Here is an 18330-nt window from a genome sequence, read left to right as displayed (position 1 = left end):
TTTTTGCTAGCAGTAGGCTGGTAGAAAATCACTCATCGCTGATAGCAAAAGTCTAAAAGACTGGTTTCTAAACCCGTGAAGATTTTTTCCATCAGCGCTCAAAATTAAGATAATTGACGATTTTTCTGTACGCTCTTAGGTGCTTATTTTCCCATTCACAAGTGAGGGGATTCTAGATTGTTTGGATGTCTACACACAAATGTATGGGCGATCGCCAGCACTCATTCAGCTAACCCACACTCATTCAGCTAACCCACACTCATTCAGCTAACCCACACTCTAGTCCATGTTGATAATGTGTTCTACCTATCTTTCCCTTTTTCTTTTATTTTGAGAATATCTTTAGCATTATGCAAAAAAAAGAAATCATGTCCACAGTGAACGAGACGGCACCTGAAACTGATCTATCCGATTCGCAATACTACTTTAGCCAAGAGCTAAGTTGGTTGAAGTTTAATGAGCGAGTTCTTCAAGAAGCCCTCGATTCTCGTACTCCCCTATTAGAACGGCTAAAATTTTTAGCCATTTTTAGCTCAAATCTAGATGAGTTCTTTATGGTGCGGATTTCTGGCTTGATTGGTCAGGTTAATGCAGAAGTCAATCCATCTACGCCCGATGGACGCAGCCCTCAACAACAGTTAGATGCGATTACTCAGCAATTACGCCCATCGGTCACCCGCCAGCATCAATTATTTGAGCATGAATTGCGCCCCTTGCTAGCCGAGAAGGGAGTGCGCCTGGTCAACTACATCGACCTGAATAAAGATCAACGATCGCATCTCAAACGCTATTTTGAAGAAGGGGTTTTCCCAATTCTGACACCACTGGCGATCGACCCTAGCCATCCGTTTCCTTACATGTCCAATCTGAGTTTGAACTTGGCAGTGAGCGTTAAAGATCCAGACACTGCCAAAGAACATTTTGCCCGTGTGAAAGTGCCCAATATTTTGCCGCGCTTCATTGTTTTGCCAGAAGAGTTGCGTCAACAAGAAGGAAAATCGTGTTTGTGGGTAGGCATTCCATTGGAACAACTCATTGCTCACAATCTAGAAATGCTGTTTCCAGGGATGGCAATCCAAGAATTTGGCTTCTTTCGGATTACCCGTGATGCTGATTTGGAAGTGCAGGAATATGAAGCGGATGATTTGCTGTTGGCGATCGAACAGGAATTACGCAAGCATCGCTTAGGGGGATCGGCGGTGCGGTTGGAAGTGCAAAAAGGGATGCCGGACTCGCTGAGAAAGCCACTGGTCGAAGAGTTTGGTTTAACGGATAACGATGTTTATGAAGTAGAAGGACTGCTGAACTTGAAGGATTTATTTTCCTTTATGGGGCTGCCCTTGCCAGAGTTGAAAGACGCTCCTTGGACGGCAGTGATTCCGGCTCGATTGAAAGCTGTTAATGAGTATGAAACGGAATCAGCTTTTCAGAACCAAGAGGCTGTGGTGAATATCTTCTCTGTGATTCGAGAAGGGGATTTGCTGGTGCATCATCCTTATGAGTCGTTTACTGCCACAGTGCAGCGGTTTATTAGCCAAGCGGCATATGATCCGCAAGTGTTGGCGATTAAGATGACGTTGTATCGTACGTCGGGAGATTCGCCTATTGTGCGATCGCTGATTACCGCTGCCGAAAATGGTAAGCAGGTCGGGGTGCTAGTGGAGTTAAAAGCCCGATTTGATGAAGCGAACAACATCACTTGGGCGCGCAGTTTAGAGGCGGCGGGAGTGAATGTTGTATATGGCGTAGCAGGGCTAAAAACTCATACTAAAATCGTCCTAGTCATTCGCCAAGAAGCCGGAAAACTAAAACGTTATGCTCACATTGGCACCGGAAACTACAATCCTAAAACGGCTGGACTTTATACCGATTTAGGATTGCTGACTTGCTGCGAAGAACTAGGAGCCGACTTGACAGATTTGACCAACTTTTTGACGGGCTATTCCCGCCAATCGGCTTATCGCAAACTGTTAGTGGCACCCTTAACGTTGCGCGATCGCATGAGTGAGTTAATTCAACGAGAAACCGAAAATGCCCGCAGTGGAAAACCTGCTCGCATTGTTGCCAAAATGAATGCGCTGACGGATGTAGAGATGATCAAAAAACTCTATGAAGCTTCTCAAGCGGGAGTCGAGATTGATTTGATTGTGCGGGGAATGTGTTGCCTGCGTCCTGGCTTAAAAGGCATCAGCGAAACGATTCGGGTTATCAGCATTGTGGGACGTTACCTAGAGCATTCCCGCATCTTCTACTTTCAGAATGACGGCAAAGAAGACCTGTATATCGGCAGTGCAGATTGGATGACCCGCAACCTCGATCGCCGAGTGGAAGCGGTTACGCCAATTGAAGATCCAAAACTGAAAGCTGAACTGAAAGAGATTGTGGATATTTTGCTATCCGATAATCTCCAAGCCTGGGATTTGCAGAGCGATGGAGACTACATTCAGCGATCGCCCGCCAAAGGTAAGGCAGCACAGAGCGCCCAAAAGATCTTTATGGAACGCGCCTTGAAAGCTGCAAAATAGACTGAGAATTTAGGCTGAGGGGGGTGGAGTCGGCTGGTTGTTTTTTTGAATAATCAGTTGAATGGATAAAGCAAACAACCCTAGGGCGGCGATTCCAGATACGCCCATTCCTAGGGTGGTCATGCCGATTACCAGGGTTCGCACGGCAGCAGAAATTCGTTGAACAATAAAGTTGTCAGACTGGATTTTGTGGACGGCGAAAGATAGGGCGATCGCGTGACTCATCCGATACATGCCAAATGCCATAATGCCAGCAATGATAGAGCCAATCACACAGCGTTGAGCCGTGAGGGGTGGAGGGGTGCTGTCTGTCGCTTCAACTGGCACGTCAACGGGTGAAGCTTGAGGGGTAGAGTCTACAGATTGGGGGAGGTCACTCATAAAAGCTGCCGATAATGGGATTGGGTCTTTAACTTATTGTGCGACGTGAATTCCACAATGGCTAAATTGTGAAACCCATAATTCCAGGTCAGGATCGGCGATCGCGCTGCTCATCTGATCCGATAGCTGTTGGGCTTCAGCCTGAGTGTGCGTCAACGCAAAGACGGTAGGACCAGAACCAGACATCATGGTTCCCAAAGGCTGCCTATCCCGAAACCGCTTTTGCAAATCAGCCACTTTGGGATAGTGAGACAGCACCACTTTTTCGAGATCATTGTGAAGCAACTGCCCAATTTGGGCGCTATCTCGATGGGCGATCGCGGTCAACATCGCCCCTGAACGCACTTCTCGACGACGGTTTACTTGAACCGTGGGTTCGCGTAAGTAAGATGATTCAAACTGCTGGCGATAGGTTTGATATGCCCAGGGCGTAGAAACTGAGAGGCTCCGATATTTTGCCAACACCACATACAGCTTATCTAAATCCAGTAGCGCATCAAGTTGTTCTCCCCGCCCGGTTGCGAGAGCAGTTCCACCAGTCACACAAAAGGGCACGTCTGACCCCAGTAATGCCCCCAATTCCTGGATTTCTGGCTGGGTCAGTCCCAGTTCCCACAGCAGATCCAATCCCACCAACACCGCTGCTGCATTAGTCGAGCCTCCTGCTAGCCCTGCGCCGACTGGAATGTGTTTATGAATTGTAATGTCTACTGCTCCAAACTGAGCGAAGGCTTTGGGAAACTGCTGGCTCATCAGGTGAGCGGCGCGATATGCCAGATTGCTCGTGTCGTTGGGCACTAAGGGATGATCACATTGCACGCGCATTGTCTCAGTTCCGTTTGATCGCAGATCAATTTGATCGGCTAAATCAACACTTTGCATCACCATCACCAGTTCGTGATAACCATCGGGGCGATCGCCCAAAATCTCCAAATACAAATTGATTTTTGCGGGTGCAATTAAAGAGTAACTACGCATAAAAAGTAAAGGTTTTCTAATAATATTAGGAGCTATAAATCGGCGACTAACTGATTACTCAGCAAGACCCATTGTTCTACGCTTAAATCTTCGGCGCGTGATTGGGGATTGGCACCCAAAGTTTCCAATAATTGAGACACGCGATCGCGATCAATCAAACTTTGCAAATTATTTCGTAGCATTTTTCGTTTGCTGCCAAATCCTAATCTCAGCAAGGTTTCAAAAAAACAAGGATCAGTCGCCATAGGCTGAAAAGTTCGAGGTCGCAGACGAATCACAGCAGAATCAACCTTGGGCGGAGGCTGAAATGCTTTGGCTGAAACATCACAAATAAAATCGCATTCAGCTAAGTATTGCACCCGCACGGTTAAGGCTCCAAAATTGGTTGAGCCAGGTTTGGCATTCAGGCGCAACGCCACTTCTTTCTGCACCAGTAATACAATTGATTCAAATGGGTTTTCGGCTGGACAAGCGATCGTGCCTAATAGCTTTTCAATAATGGGTCCCGTAATGTTATAGGGAATATTGGCAACGACTTTATTGGGATTTTGGAACTCTGGCAAAGGTGCCAGCATTAAGGGCAGATCTAACGTCAAAAAGTCTTCTTGCAACAGTAAGAAAGTATCAATCTTGCCGAACTTTTTAATTAATAGTTCACATAAATCTCGATCGATTTCCACCGCTACTACAGAGTCGGCTAGGGGCAATAACTGTCGAGTTAATACGCCAGTACCGGGACCAATTTCTAAAACGCGATCGCCTCTATTACCAAAATCAGCTTTTTTACTAGAATCAGCTTTTTTAAGCTCAGCCGCCGCGATGATACTGTTCAACGCTTTTTCGCTCTTTAGCCAATGCTGGGCAAACTGTTTACGCGGTGTGGGCACAGAGTTACTCCGGTATTCCGATTAGTTCACCCGATCCAGCCATCACTTCACCGATCGCAAACGCGGCGATATTTTCAGCCGCAAAATGCTGAAGGGTTAAGTCTACTTGAGCCGGGGGCACCAACACCACAAAACCAATGCCCATATTAAAGGTGTTAAACATACCCGAAAGACTGACATTCCCCTCTTGCTTCAACCACTGAAATAGGGGTGGCACTGTCCAAGAAGCGAGATCAATCTGCACCGATTGCCCCTGACCCAAACAGCGGGGCAAATTTTCGGGCAAACCGCCGCCGGTAATGTGTGCCATACCGTGAAGGGTTAAGCCTGCCTGCCGCGCCTGCAAAATGGGCTTAACATAGATTTGGGTAGGAGTAAGTAAACTCTCGCCCAAAGATTGCCCCTCAAAACTGGCAGGACGATCGCCCAGATCAAAACCGCGATCGCGGATAATTTTTCGGACTAGGCTAAATCCATTGCTGTGAACGCCTTGACTCGCCAACCCGATCGCCACATCGCCAATCTGCACCTGAGAGCCATCCAACAACTGGCTTTTTTCCACCACACCGACACAAAAACCTGCCAAATCGTATTCTCCCGATTGATAAAATCCAGGCATCTCGGCGGTTTCGCCCCCCAGCAAAGCGCATCCTGCCAAACGGCACCCTTTGGCAATTCCGTCCACGACTTGGGTTAACTGCTCTGGTTCTAAATGCCCGGTTGCCAGGTAATCTAAAAAAAACAGCGGCTCTGCACCACAGGTCAGCACGTCATTGACGCACATTGCGACCAAATCGATCCCGACTGTATCGTGCTGATTGAGACTGTGTGCCAGTTTGAGCTTCGTCCCAACGCCATCGGTTCCAGAAACCAAAACAGGTTGATGGTAACCTGCGGGTAGCTCAAATAAGCCACTGAATCCCCCAAATGAGCCTAAAACACCGGGACGAGTGGTACTAGCGACTAAACTGCGGATGCGATCGACAAACGCCCGCCCCATTTCAACATCAACTCCTGCATCCCGATATTCCATGCAGATCTGCCAGCAACGACTCGGATGCCATTGTACTCTTTCGTCTTCCACAACTTAAAGGTTTGTCTCTGAATGCCGAAGAGAACTGCGGATGAATGGCGCTGATAAATAGCTAAATTTGCAGCTAAATTTGCGATCGCAAATATAAAGTTTTGATGAAGCTGAAAATAAAAATCCTGATTGAACGACTATCCAAAAAGTCTTAACTATCGGTCTTTTAAGGTTCATTAATCGTTAGAAATTTTTCCGGAATCTTTTGGGATCATTTACCATCACTGATCCCCAATACGAAAACTTCATGATAGTCTGTTGCAGTTCTCACTTATTAGGAGCGAAATCGAACCGATTACGGGTTAAAACCACGAGCTTTCATGCAGATTCATTAATTTTCGGCATTCAAACCACACGTTTCAACCGTGTCGTTTGAAAAAATGCAGACGAATCATGCGGAACTCGAACCCCAATGATGTGTCTTTTACCCAATGGAATATGACTCAAAAACTTTTTGGCAGTTTAACTGCATCCCTGTTGATTGCAACCCTGGGTGTTTCCACCTCAAGTAATGCCACTCCTGTTGAATCCAGTAAACAGATCTCCAGTGCAAGCCTTAAGCAGACCAATCCAAAAGCAACCCCCAGCGAAACCGCAGCCGAAACTGCACCGTCATCCGACAAATCTTTGAATACTGTTACTCAGTCTGAAGAGGTTGTGAAAGTGGGTGAACAAGTGACTAAACCTAAGTTTGATAGCACTAAAGAGATCATTGCTAAGGTTCAGCCTCATGAAATCTCTGGACAGAAAGTTGCCACCTTGTATGTCCGTAATATTCCAGTTTTAACGTTCAAGGGTTCCGTCAGCGCTTCTAAGAGTGATGTAAAACTTGGAACTCAACTGAAAAAGTCTTCTAATTCTACCAATGCTCAGTCTTTGAACCTGGCGAAAGCGTTGTCCTCTCCTTCCCTTACTTCGCTGCTCAGTTCTTCAAAGCCCTTATCTGAGCTAGATTCACAGGAACTGAATCTTAGCAGTATGGACGCTGCCTTTTCTGAAAATGACCCCGTTTGGAGAGCCACCGCGATCGCGGCAAAACTGAATCAGCTTTATCTCAACGGGCTAGATGCAGATAAGATTACTGTCACTTGGGGCGGTCAAGTCGCTGAGGCAACCGGACGCGATCGCTACCTTATCCAGGTCGATACCCTCAAAATTGCGGTAATTGATGCCAACACCGTTCTGCCCGATTCCACCCGCAATCTAGAAAAAGATGCGCTCCAAGCAACCAATCGCTTGAGACGGCTTTTAGGCGATGCGTCACCGCTGCGTGAGGTCACTGGCAAACCAAGCGCCTGGAGAAATCAAACCATTTCCTTGGGACCCATCCGATTTAAGTTGACCGGATTGGCATCGTGGTATGGACCCGGCTTTCACGGCAACCGCAGCGCTAGCGGTGAAGTCTTCAATCAAAATGCAATGACTGCGGCTCACAGAACCCTACCGTTTGGCACCCAGGTTTTAGTAACCAACGTAAACAATGGGCAATCGGTCGTAGTTAGAATTAACGATCGCGGTCCCTTCCACGGCAACCGGATTATTGATCTGTCTACGGCGGCGGCGCGTGTGTTGGGTGTTGTGCAATCGGGAGTTGCCCTCGTTAAGCTAGAGGTAGTTGATTCAAGAAGTGCGGCGGCTGTTAGCAAGTAAGCACTTTAGCAGTCAGTCAAACTACCTGGAAAGGTTAGTTTCATCGTTAATCAACGGGAAAGACGTTGAACCTTCGCTAAACCTGTTCTCATCACAGGGCTATCTTTTAGCTCGATAAAATTTTTAGGCGTGAATGGTACTGAAAAGGCTATTCACGCTTTTAATTTTTTTGAGTATTGGCGATTTCGCCCATTAGCCCAATCAAGGGCACCGTTGATTCAACTCCTTTACTTTGAATTAGAACTCCAAAATCACCTAAACCCAGCGGATTAATCAAGTTGTGTAAAGCATCGCGGTGACGAAGAATCTCCTGAATCGATCGCGCCTCTGTTGCAGGAGACTGACCTAGAGCCGTGAGGCGATCGCCTAATCCTAGAGCCATCAAAAACAACGCTTGCTTGGTATATCCGACGGAGTTCAATCCAGAAAGTTCCCCTTGTTTTACTAATGCGGTGAAATCAACGTGAGCCGTGATATCCTGCTGCCCTACATGGCGATAAGGGTCTGAGTGATGCTGATGCTGGAAGTAGCATTGGAGCGTGCCCAATCGATTGGGATGATAGTAGCGATCGCTGGGATAGCCATAATCAATCGTTAAAACATAGCCTCGTTGTAAATGAGCAGCAACCGTCGTCATCCAATCCAGTGCTGCCAAATTCACCTCAGTGCGATATCCATCGGCATAAAGGGGCAATTGCAGATCAATTCCAACAAAGTCAAAATATTCTGCTAGCTTCGGGGTTGAAAGGTCGCCAATAACCTCTACAAACTGAGTTTGCGAATTCTGCTGATTCACAGAAACGTAAACTTCCTTCAATTGTCCTGCGTCTAGCACTACTTGATGGACAGGCAATGCATCGATTAATTCATTAGAAAACCAGCAGCCTGTAATTGAACTTGGCAAATCTGCAAAATCGCACCAATCAATCAATGTTCCGGCTGCAAGAAACTGGCGCAGTTGGTGCTGTTGGGCTTGAATTAGAGTTGGCGATCGCTCAACAATCACATACGTCAAACACGCAAAACAATCGGGAAAATTGCGTTGTAAAGCAGTTAATATATCCACTGCTAGCAATCCTTGTCCGGCTCCCATTTCCACTAGGGTAAAGGGGCTTGGATGCTGCAAAAGTTCCCACATTTGGGCAAACTGTTTGGCTAACAACTCACCAAAATCAGCACCTAAGTGACAGGAGGTAAAAAAATCTCCGGCTGCACCGATTTGAGTAGAAGAGGACGCATAATATCCATAAAGCGGATGGTAGAGCGCCAATTCCATATACTCTGCAAAGGAAATTTTATGATCAGGACTCTCGATAATCCGTTGAGTGATTACGGTATCAAGAGTCCTTGGATGACTATTGGTCTCCAATTGCACAGTTTTTTCTTGCACAGCTTTTTCCAAACCCAATTGTGGCTTTTATTGTGACACAGACGGTCTAGCTGATAAAACTGCTGGCTCACTGCTTGAAAATGGTTATGAACCTGTGCGCCTTTTGCGCCTTTGCGATCGCTATTTAATTTTTTCAACACCACACTCCGGAGTCATTGCAGATTGGTTGACAACTACTCGGATTGGGTGGCATATTCTCGTGTATCACCATCAAACGAAATCGCAAACTTTCCTTGGGGCTGCATTTCCTTCAGAACTCTGAGGTAAGCTTCTGCGTCGTTTCTGCGGCGAAAGCGAATCACAGCGAGTTCTTTAAGATTGGGTAGCAGTTTACTAATGACCCAGGGATTTAGTCTTGCTTGGTAGTCCATAATTCACTTCTCGCTCTTTTAGGTTAATGATTGAAAGGTTAATGATTTAAGTCAAACCGGATGAACCACTAGCGCTAGCCGAAACACACCCTAGCCCAAAGGCAATAAACGCTATATGCAGTGTTATTCGTCAGTTGACACTACTATAGATAGTAGTTAAGGCTAGAAATCGCAAGCTTTTTTACAATTCGCAACAAAGATTGGCTGGCACTTCTAAAAAACTGTGCTATCAGGCTGTTAGAACAGTTCTCAAGAAAGAAGAATAGCCAATTCTTTTAAGGGCAATGCGTCTACTCAAAAACAACTGTGCGATTGCCATAGACCAACACGCGATTTTGCAAATGTAGGCGCACGGCTCTTGCTAATACGACTTGTTCCAAATCGTTACCTTTAGGATGCCCTCCAGCACGGTAGGATTTTGAATCTCTTGCGTCTCTCTGGGCAGCAGAGAAGAAATGCTGAAGTCAATCAATTTGACTTGTTGCGTTTCGGGATGAATCAGAATGTTAGCGGGTTTAAGATCCTTGTGAATGACCCGCTGTTGATGCAACTGGTGTAGGGTGTCTACCAATTGCAGGGCAATGGAAAAAAAGTCAGACTTCCTCCCCCACTCCCCTACGCGCCTCTTCCACTGATTGAGGGAGACACCACCAAAATCCTCCATGACGTAGATGTAGATGTAGCCGTTGCCGTTGCCGTAGGGTTCCAGGCTATAGGGTTGAATGATCCCTGAAAGGTTGAGATTTTTGGCGATCGCATATTGGTTTTGAAATTGCAAGAGTTCGCTAAACGTCGGAAACTCATTTCGCAATAGGTTGATCAGCAACCTGTGCTGATCAACCTGGCGCTGCCCCCGATAAACGATCGTTCTTGTGCCAGCATAGAGTTCTTCGATCGTGCAATAACCTGGAAAGTCTTGCTTTCCCTATCATGTGCTCCTCCTCTACGTTTACAAGGAATAAGTTCTTGCACTTTGAAACACGTTCTAACACGCTTTTCAATGCCTTTATAACTGCCTCGCTACCAGTATTCCCAGAGAGAATGAAGATAACACATAGGAATTTAGAAATCTGAAAGTTCGCAAACTTTGAAGTATTTAGAGCAATTAATCAACGGTTAAATCAACAAGTTTCTGGCGAAACATTGAAGCCCTACAGCAAGAATTTATTCTAAATTGCAAGAACCTATTCAAGGCGATCAGTCTTTGAAGTTGACTCCTCTGGATAATTAGTTAGAACATAAACTGATACCAGGTAAAAGCAACTTAATTGTTCTCCTTATTGAAGTAAGGATTGCGGGTAAAACCGATGAAGTGCTAAAAATACCTGAGTCAGCCGTTTATCGTCAATCGTGAGAGTTTCACGGTCATGTTCTAGATCTGTGGATACCTCTAAATCAGCAATCCAAATTCATAGCGATTGATGAACAGTCTAATGACTATTTCGTGTAACCAGATCGACTTAGAGTTTGGTCAAGAACTTGGAGAGAACGCTCGAACAGGCATAACAATAGTGCTGAGGAGAGTCGCGAAGTTTTTGGTGACAGTTGACCAAGGGCGCGATCGCAGCCAATCGGCACTGGCAAGGCTGCGCTGCTCCGCTTCGGCGCGATGAGTATAAAGATATTCCAGGGTTTCCACCAGTTCTTCCACATCCGATTCGCCCCAGCCTTCGACACCCACAAACTCGGCGGGTGCTTTGACACGGCGTTGCGATTGTAGCGGGAAGCCTAGGTTGTGTTGAGTCAGATCTCGGTTACCCGTGTTATTGGCAATCACCGTGGGCACTCCACAGGCAAGGCTAGCGATCGCGCTATAATTCAGTCCAGTTTCACAGCGGCTGGGGAAAACGGCAACATCAACTTGGTGTAAGACTGAACCCAGCATGGCGTAAGGCACAGGTTCCAGCACCCAGAAAGATTCACTAGGCAACCCATTTTGAGTCAGCCATTGGGCGGTTGCAAGCTGTCCCTGTGAGGCGAGGGCTGGGGTTCCGGTAACATGATGGGCGTGATCCAAATTTTGGAAGGAACTACCCTCTGTCCACCAAGCAGTTAATAGCAGCGCGTCAGGATGGCGAGTTTGGAAGGCTTTGAATGCGGCAATCAAAATATCCTGACCGTGAGTGTAGCTCAACTTGCCAGGGGAAAAAATGACGAAGCGATCGCTCAACCAATCGCCCTTTTTCCCTGGATAAAACAAGGTGGGATCAATGCCTTGCAGCCCGATTTGAGCAACTTCTAGTCCATAGCTTTTGAGCAGATCCGCATTCCAGGTGGAAGTTGTGATGATCGCTCGACAGGATTTTGCCGCTGCCAATGCCGGATTATCCAGGTGCGTATCTTCTAGGGCAACTAGGGCGATTGTCTGCTGTGGATCGGCAGGTGGACTAGGAGCGATCGGCGTAAAACCATCGGAGATCGCCTGGAGCCGCATTCCATTAAATTCATTACTGGCTTCTGCTTCGAGCGATCGCAGCAATGCCGTTTCCAGCGGAGTTAAAGCGCTAGAGGCAGACAGCGAATGTTGAAGCCTTGGCGCAAACTGGGAGTTTTGCCGTAGATTCAACGCTAATTGTGTTCCCAAAATTCCCCAATCAGTCATCCCGTTGAGGTGCCAGGACAAGGAAATGGCGAGTTTCGAGTTTCGAGTTTCGAGTGGCGTTTCTTGACTGACTGATGGTGCTATGAGGTGAATTTGGGATTCATAATTTGTACGTTGCACTCCACCATTCGTATTTTCCGTTTCGTCATTCATCATTCGGAATTCTTGCAAGGCTGCTTTTACCTGCTGCATGACGCTACTCCAATCACCGGGTTGGGGCTGGCGAAAGAGGCGCATAGTGGAATACCAGGGGCTATCGGTGCGATCGAGCATCCAGCGCCAGTCGGGGGCAAATGCTAGCAATACCCACACAGGTTTACCGAGCGCTCCGGCAAGATGAGCGACAGCCGTATCCACGGTGATGATCAGATCTAGTTGCTGAATCAGGCTGGCGGTATCCGCAAAATCCTGTAGCTCTGACCCAAGATCATCAACTGGCAAGTCTGGACTCAATTCGGCGGTTGCATCCCCTTTTTGCAGGCTGTATAAGGCGACATTTTCGAGGTTAAATAAGGGCTGAAATTGCTCCAAGCGGCACGATCTAAAGCGATTATTGCGGTGACTGGGGTTGCCTGCCCAGACAAGACCCACTTTGAATGACGAATGACGAATTGCGAATGACGAACTGCGGTTAGCGGCAAAAGGGTCTTTCTCCACTCGACACTCGACATTCGACAGTCGCAACTCTGCCCTTGGCATTGATAAGTAAGGAATCTCATCGGGGATGGTTTCTAGGGTGGTGCCGAGAATGCGGGGCAGGTTGAGCAGAGGTGCATGGACATCAAAGGGAGGTAGGAAGGCATCTTGGGGCACCAGTTGAGCGATGCTAGGGATCTGGGCAAGCAGGCGCAGCAGGGGTTCTTGGCATTCCACGATGACTCGTCCGCCATAGGCTTTGACGAGGGGCGCATAGCGGATAAATTGCAGAGTGTCGCCCATGCCCTGTTCGGCGTGAAGCAAGATGGTTTTGCCCTGGAGGTCACTGCCATCCCATTCTGGTTGAGTAAAGGGGCGAACTGCCCAACCTTCTTGCTGCCAGCGCCATTGATATTCTACAAAACCGGTGGTGAAGTCGCCGATGAGCAATAGGGCATGTCCCAGGTTTTTGTGGGCGTTGACGAAATCGGGCTGGAGCGCGATCGCCCGACGATAAGCCGCGATCGCCTCGGATACTCGATTCGATCGCCGCAGAGCAAACCCTAAATTATAGAATGCATCAGGTGAATCCGGTCTTGCTGCCACAACCTGTTCTGCATGGTGTACCGCTGCTTCTGGACGATTTAACTCCAACAGCGCCACGCTCAGGTTTTGATGCACATTTGGATTAGCCGGATTCAACGCCAGCGATCGCTCATAGCAGGCGATCGCGTCTTCCCATTCCTGCTGTTCTTGTAATGCGCCGCCCAAGTTGCCCCAACCTTCGGCAAAATCGGGCTGGAGATGGGTTAAATGCCGTAAGTGAGCGATCGCCTCTTCATACCGCTTTGTTTGGCATAAAATCACGCCCAACACATGCAGCGCATCTGCTTGATCCGGCTGCTGCTGCAAAACTTGACGATAGATCTGCTCCGCCCCAGTCAGTTCTCCGTTGTGATAATACTGAAGGGCGGCTTCGAGGGAGTGTCGAATGTCGAATGTCGAATGTCGGGGAGCGGAAAGAGAATGTTGAATGTCGAATGCTAAGTTTTGAGTTTGAAATTCATTATTCGCACTTCGCACTTCGTCATTCGCACTTCGCACTTCGTCATTCGTCACTCGTAATTCTATTTTGACTTGCTGCATCACGCTCTCCCAATCGCCGGGTTGGGGTTGGCGGAAAATTCGCACGGTGGGATACCAAGGGCTATCGTCGCGGTGCAGCATCCAGCGCCAGTCAGGGGCAAAGGGCAAGAGTAGCCAAGTGGGTTTGCCCAAGGCTCCGGCAAGATGGGTGATGGCGGTGTCTACGCTGATGATTAGGTCTAGTTGCTGAATCAGGCTGGCAGTATCCACAAAGTCGGTGAGCAAGTCGCGCAGATCGTGAACTTGGGTATGGGTTTGCAGTAGGGCAGTATCGGTGTCACTGCGATCTTTTTGTAGGCTGTAAAATTTGACATTGGGCAAATCTGCTAGAGACAGCAAGGATGCCAGCGGCGCAGCACGATTGCGATTGTAGGGGTTTTCAGGATTACCAGACCAGACCAAACCGACTTTCAATGGCGAATGAAGAATTTCGAGTTGCGAATGAGTGACTTCTGCCTCCCTTTGATACTCGCCATTCGGCAACCGACATTCGGAACTGGGTGGCTTGAGATAGGGAATGTCGGCAGGGACGGTTTCCAGGGTGATTCCCAGGATGTTGGGTAGGCTGAGTAGAGGTGCCTGAATATGGTAAGGCGGTGGAGCGCTGCCATAGGGGACGAGAGTTTCCACGCCTGGAAAATTCTGTAGCAAATTGACGAGGGGCGGATGGCATTCCAAAATGACGCGACCACCAAGCTGCACGACTAAGGGCACATAGCGGACAAATTGAATCAGGTCGCCCATGCCCTGTTCTGCATGGAGGAAAATCAGTTGCCCGTTAAGCGGGGAGCCATCCCAACGAGGACCAGGGAAGTCGCGCAGGGATTTGAAACTGGGCAGATTGACATGTTTACGCCATTCATATTCTGCAAAGCCACGCTCTAGATCGCCACCCACCAGCAGGGTCAAGGCTTTGTTCCAGTGCGCTTCCGCAAAATTGGGTTCGATCGCGGTTGCCTGGTCGTAGTACTGAATCGCGGTTTGCAGGTCGCCTTCATCGCGAAAAATATTGCCCCAGTTATTGTAGGCTTTGGCGTAGTCAGGTTTTAAGCCGATCGCCTGCTCATAGTAAACAGCAGCTTCGGCAAAATTACCCATTTCTTTGAGGGCATTGCCCAAATGGTTCAGCGCTTGGGGAAAATTGGGACGTAATGCCACGGCTTGGCGATAGGCGGCGGCGGCTTGCTCAAAGTTGTTCATGGCATAGTAAGCAAGCCCCAAATTATTGTGGGCATCGGCATAGGTGGGGTTTGCGGCGATCGCCTGCTGGTAATGCTGCACGGCTTCCTCTAAGCGCCCCTTTTCCCGGAGCGCATTGGCATAGTTGTTATGGGCATCGGCATAATCGGGCTTCAGCGCCAGCACCTTTTGATAATGGGCGATCGCCTCATCAAATTTGCCCTGTTCATGCAAAGCAACCGCCAGATTGTTGTAGGAATCGCAGTGGTTCGGATCAGCCGCGATCGCCCGTTGATAGTGGGCGATCGCCTCCTCCAAATTGCGCTCCTGATGTGCCATCAGTGCCAGCAAATGCCAGCCATCTGCCAACTCTGGCTGCTGTTCCAGCACCGCTCGACAAGTCTGTTTTGCCGCTTCAATTTGTCCTGCTTGATGGTGCCGCACTGCCACTTTGAGCGATTCGGGCAAAGGAGGGGCGAGGGGTAAGAAGTTTTGAGTTTTGTTCGCGTAGCGTTCCTGTAAGGAATATTTTGGGTTTTGAGTTTTGAGTTTTGAATTTTGAGTGGGGGAGGTGAAGGCAAGGGAAGCAGTCTTTACGTCAATACCTTTGCCCTTTTGTTTTTTGTGCTTCTTGTTTTTTTTCTCTCTTCCTTGTTCCCTCTCCTCTCTTCCCTGTTCCCTGTTCCCTGTTCTCCTCTCTTTGCCCCCGGTCGTTTGCTCTACCAACGCAACTTGCAGGTCTTCCAATACCGACTCCCAATCACCATAGCTGGGCTGGCGAAATAGTCGCATAGTGGGATACCAAGGGCTATCAGGGCGATCGCACATCCAGCGCCAGTCGGGGGCGAAGGGCAATAATAACCAAGTGGGTTTGCCCAAGGCTCCGGCAAGGTGGGCGACGGCAGTATCGACGGCGATGATTAGATCCAATTGCTGCATGAAGGCGGCAGTGTCGGTGAAGTTGTCCAACCGCGATCGCAAATCCTGGACTTCTGGATGCGCTTGCAAGAGTTCTAAATCTTTGGGCTTGGGTTCTTTTTGCAGACTGTAAAGAGTGACACCAGGAATTTCGGCAAGGGGAAGCAAGAACTCTAGGGGACAAGTGCGCGATCGATTGTAAGGATTTTGAGGATTACCATCCCAAACAAAGCCGATCTTTAAGGCGGAAGAGGCAAGGGGCGAGGGGCGAGGGGTGAGAAGAAAATCTGTGGATTTTGGAGCGAGTAAATAGGGGATATCAGCGGGAATCGTGTCGAGGGTGGTTTTAAAGATATAGGGCAAGCTCATTAGCGGCGCGTGGACATCGAAGGTAGGTAGCGCGGTGCCGTAGGGAATGATTTGTTCGAGGTGGGGAATGGTTTGCAGCAGGTTAACGAGGGGCGGGTGGCATTCCAGGAGGATGTGTCCGCCTTGCTGAGCAACGAAGGAGACATAGCGGATAAATTGGATGGTGTCGCCCATGCCCTGTTCGGCATAGAGCAAGATGGTTTTGCCATTCAATGGGCTGCCATCCCAGCGGGGTTGGGTAAAGTTGCGCGGGGGATTTTGTTCAATAAATTTGCTCCACTGAAAGCGCTGCTCGTATCCGGCAAATCCATTTTCTAGGTCGCCAATCAGCAGATAATTAAGCGCTTTGTTCCAGTGGGCTTCAATAAAATCGGGTTGGAGTTCGATCGCGCGATCGTAGGCAATAAACGCAGCATCCAGATCCCCAGAGTTGCGCCGAGCAATACCCAAATTATTGTAAGCACCAGCAAAATCGGCATGGGTGGCGATCGCCTGCTCAAAATGCTCAAACGCTTCGTCAAATTCGCCCATGTATTGCAGCATGTTACCCAGATTGCTCCGCACTTCGGCAAGCTCAGGCTTCAGTTCAACGGCTTTGCGATAACAGGCGATCGCCTCCTCTAAGCGATTGAGTTCTTGGTAGGCGTTGCCCAAGTTATTGTGAATTTCGGCAAAACCGGGCTGAAGCGAGAGCGCCTGTTCCAGGTAGGAAATCCCTTCTACGGTTTTTTTCTGATCCCGCAATACGGCTCCCAAATTGCTTAAAGCTTCGACAAAATTGGGGCGCAGTTCTAAAGCGCGGCGATATTCGGCTACCGCTTCATCGCGTTTGCCCTGCTGCTGCAAGGCATTACCCAAATTGTTACAGGCTTCGGCGTAAGCAGGGCGTAGTTCTAATGCTTGACGATAGGAGGCGATCGCGGCTTCAATCTGCTTATTTTCCAGCAGAATATTACCCAAGTTATTGCACACACCGGGATAGTTAGGACGAATCACGAGCGCCTGTTTGAATGCCGCGATCGCCTTGTCTATCTTTCCCTGCTCTTGCAGCACCATCGCCAAATTGTTGTAGGTTTCGGCGGAGTCGGGTTTTAGGATTAGCAACTGATTAAACTGGGCAATCGCTTCATCAAGCTTGCCTTGTTGATGTAGGGTGGAACCTAAGCTGGTGTGGGCATCAAAATAATTTGGCTTAAGGGCGATCGCCTGCCGAAAATAATCAACGGCTTGGTCGAATTTGCCCTGAAGCCGCCAAATAATGCCGAGATTATGATGCGCTTCCACATAGTTAGGTTTCAGTCGGAGCGCAGTTTGATAAGACTGAATCGCTTCGTCAAGGTTGCCTTGCTCCTTATAACTAATGCCGAGATTATTGTGTGCCTCGGCATAATTAGGGTTTAGCGCGATCGCGTCTTGATAACAGGCGATCGCTTCCTCCGCACTACCGCTTTCCTTTAAAGCATTGCCCAAATTGCTCATCACCTCTGGCTGATTGGGCTTCAGCGCTAAAGCCTTGCGATATTGCTCTACCGCTGCTGAATATTGCCCCTGAGCTTTCAGTACGATCGCCACGCTGTTATGCGACTCGGCACTAGGTTTCAACATCAGCACCCGCTCAAAATGGGTGAGTGCTTCGTCATAATGACCCTGTTCATGCATCAAAGCCCCCAGCAAGTTGAGGGCATCAATCGAGTCGGGTTGCTGCTGCAAAAGCGATCGATAGACCTGCTCAGCCTCAGCCGTGCGTCCGGCTCTCTGGTGGTCGAGGGCAGTGGTAATTGAAATCGGCGCGTGGTTCATCGGCGGCTCCCTGCCCGTGCTGTCTGGCTGACTATTTTATCTACCCTGTCGCAATAACGGGTGATCGTTTTAGAATTTTCTGTTAAGAAATAAAGAGTCTTCAACAATTTTGGTAACGACTTGAGGCATAAAGTCCCAAGCTAGTCGTCATTTATCTTGCCACACTGACCGATATTGAGGTTGTCCTTTTTTATCAAATTAGACTTTCCAAAAGTGTTGACGTTGAAGCGCTTTCACAGTTTTACGGATGTATTCAGGATGGCTCATTGCTTAAATATCCTCTAAATCTATTCTATGAAAAATATTTTTTAGTTTGGTTAGATAAATAAAGCTTGTTGAACCATCCTATTTTCTGGGAACTCTTTACCTGTAAGGTTTTTATAGGTGCTGAAGCTAGGAAATTCCTGGGAAATT

Annotated in this window: 10 protein-coding genes; 2 read left to right on the top strand and 8 right to left on the bottom strand. The window is 48.3% G+C overall.

Going from position 1 to position 18330, the window contains the following annotated elements; genetic code table 11:
• The first annotated feature begins 368 nt into the window (after nt 1-368).
• Nucleotides 369-2525, top strand: coding sequence for a polyphosphate kinase 1 (gene ppk1 / locus AB3R30_RS09250; protein ID WP_458648886.1), 2157 nt, complete (start codon nt 369-371; stop codon nt 2523-2525).
• 9 nt (nt 2526-2534) lie between these two features.
• On the opposite strand, the gene AB3R30_RS09245 is transcribed toward ppk1, so the two are convergent.
• Genes AB3R30_RS09245 through purM form a run of 4 tightly spaced genes read right to left on the bottom strand, consistent with a single transcriptional unit; the run spans nt 2535 to nt 5804 of the window.
• Nucleotides 2535-2906 carry a DUF3082 domain-containing protein gene (locus tag AB3R30_RS09245; protein ID WP_458648885.1) on the bottom strand — a complete coding sequence of 124 codons (372 nt, stop codon included), beginning with the start codon at nt 2904-2906 and terminating at the stop codon, nt 2535-2537.
• A gap of 33 nt (nt 2907-2939) precedes the next feature.
• Nucleotides 2940-3884: a 4-(cytidine 5'-diphospho)-2-C-methyl-D-erythritol kinase gene (gene ispE / locus AB3R30_RS09240; RefSeq protein ID WP_458648884.1), complete on the bottom strand. Its 945-nt coding sequence runs from the start codon at nt 3882-3884 to the stop codon at nt 2940-2942.
• A gap of 32 nt (nt 3885-3916) precedes the next feature.
• Nucleotides 3917-4771: a 16S rRNA (adenine(1518)-N(6)/adenine(1519)-N(6))-dimethyltransferase RsmA gene (rsmA, locus tag AB3R30_RS09235; RefSeq protein WP_458648883.1), complete on the bottom strand. Its 855-nt coding sequence runs from the start codon at nt 4769-4771 to the stop codon at nt 3917-3919.
• A 4-nt stretch (nt 4772-4775) separates the two neighbouring features.
• On the bottom strand, nt 4776-5804 hold the full coding sequence (gene purM, locus AB3R30_RS09230) for a phosphoribosylformylglycinamidine cyclo-ligase (protein ID WP_458648882.1): 1029 nt from the start codon (nt 5802-5804) through the stop codon (nt 4776-4778).
• Nucleotides 5805-6248: 444 nt separating this feature from the next.
• Between purM and AB3R30_RS09225 the strand changes: the two genes are divergently transcribed.
• Nucleotides 6249-7505, top strand: a complete 1257-nt coding sequence (locus tag AB3R30_RS09225; protein WP_458648881.1) for a septal ring lytic transglycosylase RlpA family protein — start codon at nt 6249-6251, stop codon at nt 7503-7505.
• Nucleotides 7506-7665: 160 nt separating this feature from the next.
• Here the strand turns inward: AB3R30_RS09225 and AB3R30_RS09220 are convergent, their stop codons facing one another.
• The 4 genes from AB3R30_RS09220 to AB3R30_RS09205 all read right to left on the bottom strand — a co-directional run bounded on the left by AB3R30_RS09220 (nt 7666) and on the right by AB3R30_RS09205 (nt 17916).
• The gene (locus AB3R30_RS09220; protein ID WP_458648880.1) at nt 7666-8895 is read right to left on the bottom strand and encodes a class I SAM-dependent methyltransferase; all 1230 of its coding nucleotides are present in this window, start codon (nt 8893-8895) and stop codon (nt 7666-7668) included.
• Between the two features lie 173 nt (nt 8896-9068).
• Nucleotides 9069-9266 (bottom strand): hypothetical protein, encoded by a 198-nt coding sequence (locus tag AB3R30_RS09215; RefSeq protein ID WP_458648879.1) that lies wholly within the window; start codon nt 9264-9266, stop codon nt 9069-9071.
• Nucleotides 9267-9627: 361 nt separating this feature from the next.
• Nucleotides 9628-10161, bottom strand: coding sequence for a serine/threonine protein kinase (locus tag AB3R30_RS09210; RefSeq protein WP_458648955.1), 534 nt, complete (start codon nt 10159-10161; stop codon nt 9628-9630).
• Nucleotides 10162-10737: 576 nt separating this feature from the next.
• Nucleotides 10738-17916, bottom strand: coding sequence for a tetratricopeptide repeat protein (locus AB3R30_RS09205; RefSeq protein WP_458648878.1), 7179 nt, complete (start codon nt 17914-17916; stop codon nt 10738-10740).
• Nucleotides 17917-18330 lie beyond the last annotated feature (414 nt).

The organism is Sivoneniella epilithica UHCC 1019, from assembly GCF_040830845.1.
Lineage (GTDB): Bacteria > Cyanobacteriota > Cyanobacteriia > Leptolyngbyales > Leptolyngbyaceae > ULC077BIN1.
Note: the sequence above shows the minus strand (reverse complement) of the source record. Positions and strands in the feature narration are given on the sequence as shown.

Bases quoted from the DNA above. Each gene is read 5' to 3' on its own strand.
- ppk1 (WP_458648886.1), top strand. From the start codon at position 369: ATGTCCACAGTGAACGAGACGGCACCTGAAACTGATCTATCCGATTCG.
- AB3R30_RS09245 (WP_458648885.1), bottom strand. From the start codon at position 2,906: ATGAGTGACCTCCCCCAATCTGTAGACTCTACCCCTCAAGCTTCACCC.
- ispE (WP_458648884.1), bottom strand. From the start codon at position 3,884: ATGCGTAGTTACTCTTTAATTGCACCCGCAAAAATCAATTTGTATTTG.
- purM (WP_458648882.1), bottom strand. From the start codon at position 5,804: ATGGAATATCGGGATGCAGGAGTTGATGTTGAAATGGGGCGGGCGTTT.
- AB3R30_RS09225 (WP_458648881.1), top strand. From the start codon at position 6,249: ATGCGGAACTCGAACCCCAATGATGTGTCTTTTACCCAATGGAATATG.
- AB3R30_RS09215 (WP_458648879.1), bottom strand. From the start codon at position 9,266: ATGGACTACCAAGCAAGACTAAATCCCTGGGTCATTAGTAAACTGCTA.
- AB3R30_RS09205 (WP_458648878.1), bottom strand. From the start codon at position 17,916: ATGAACCACGCGCCGATTTCAATTACCACTGCCCTCGACCACCAGAGA.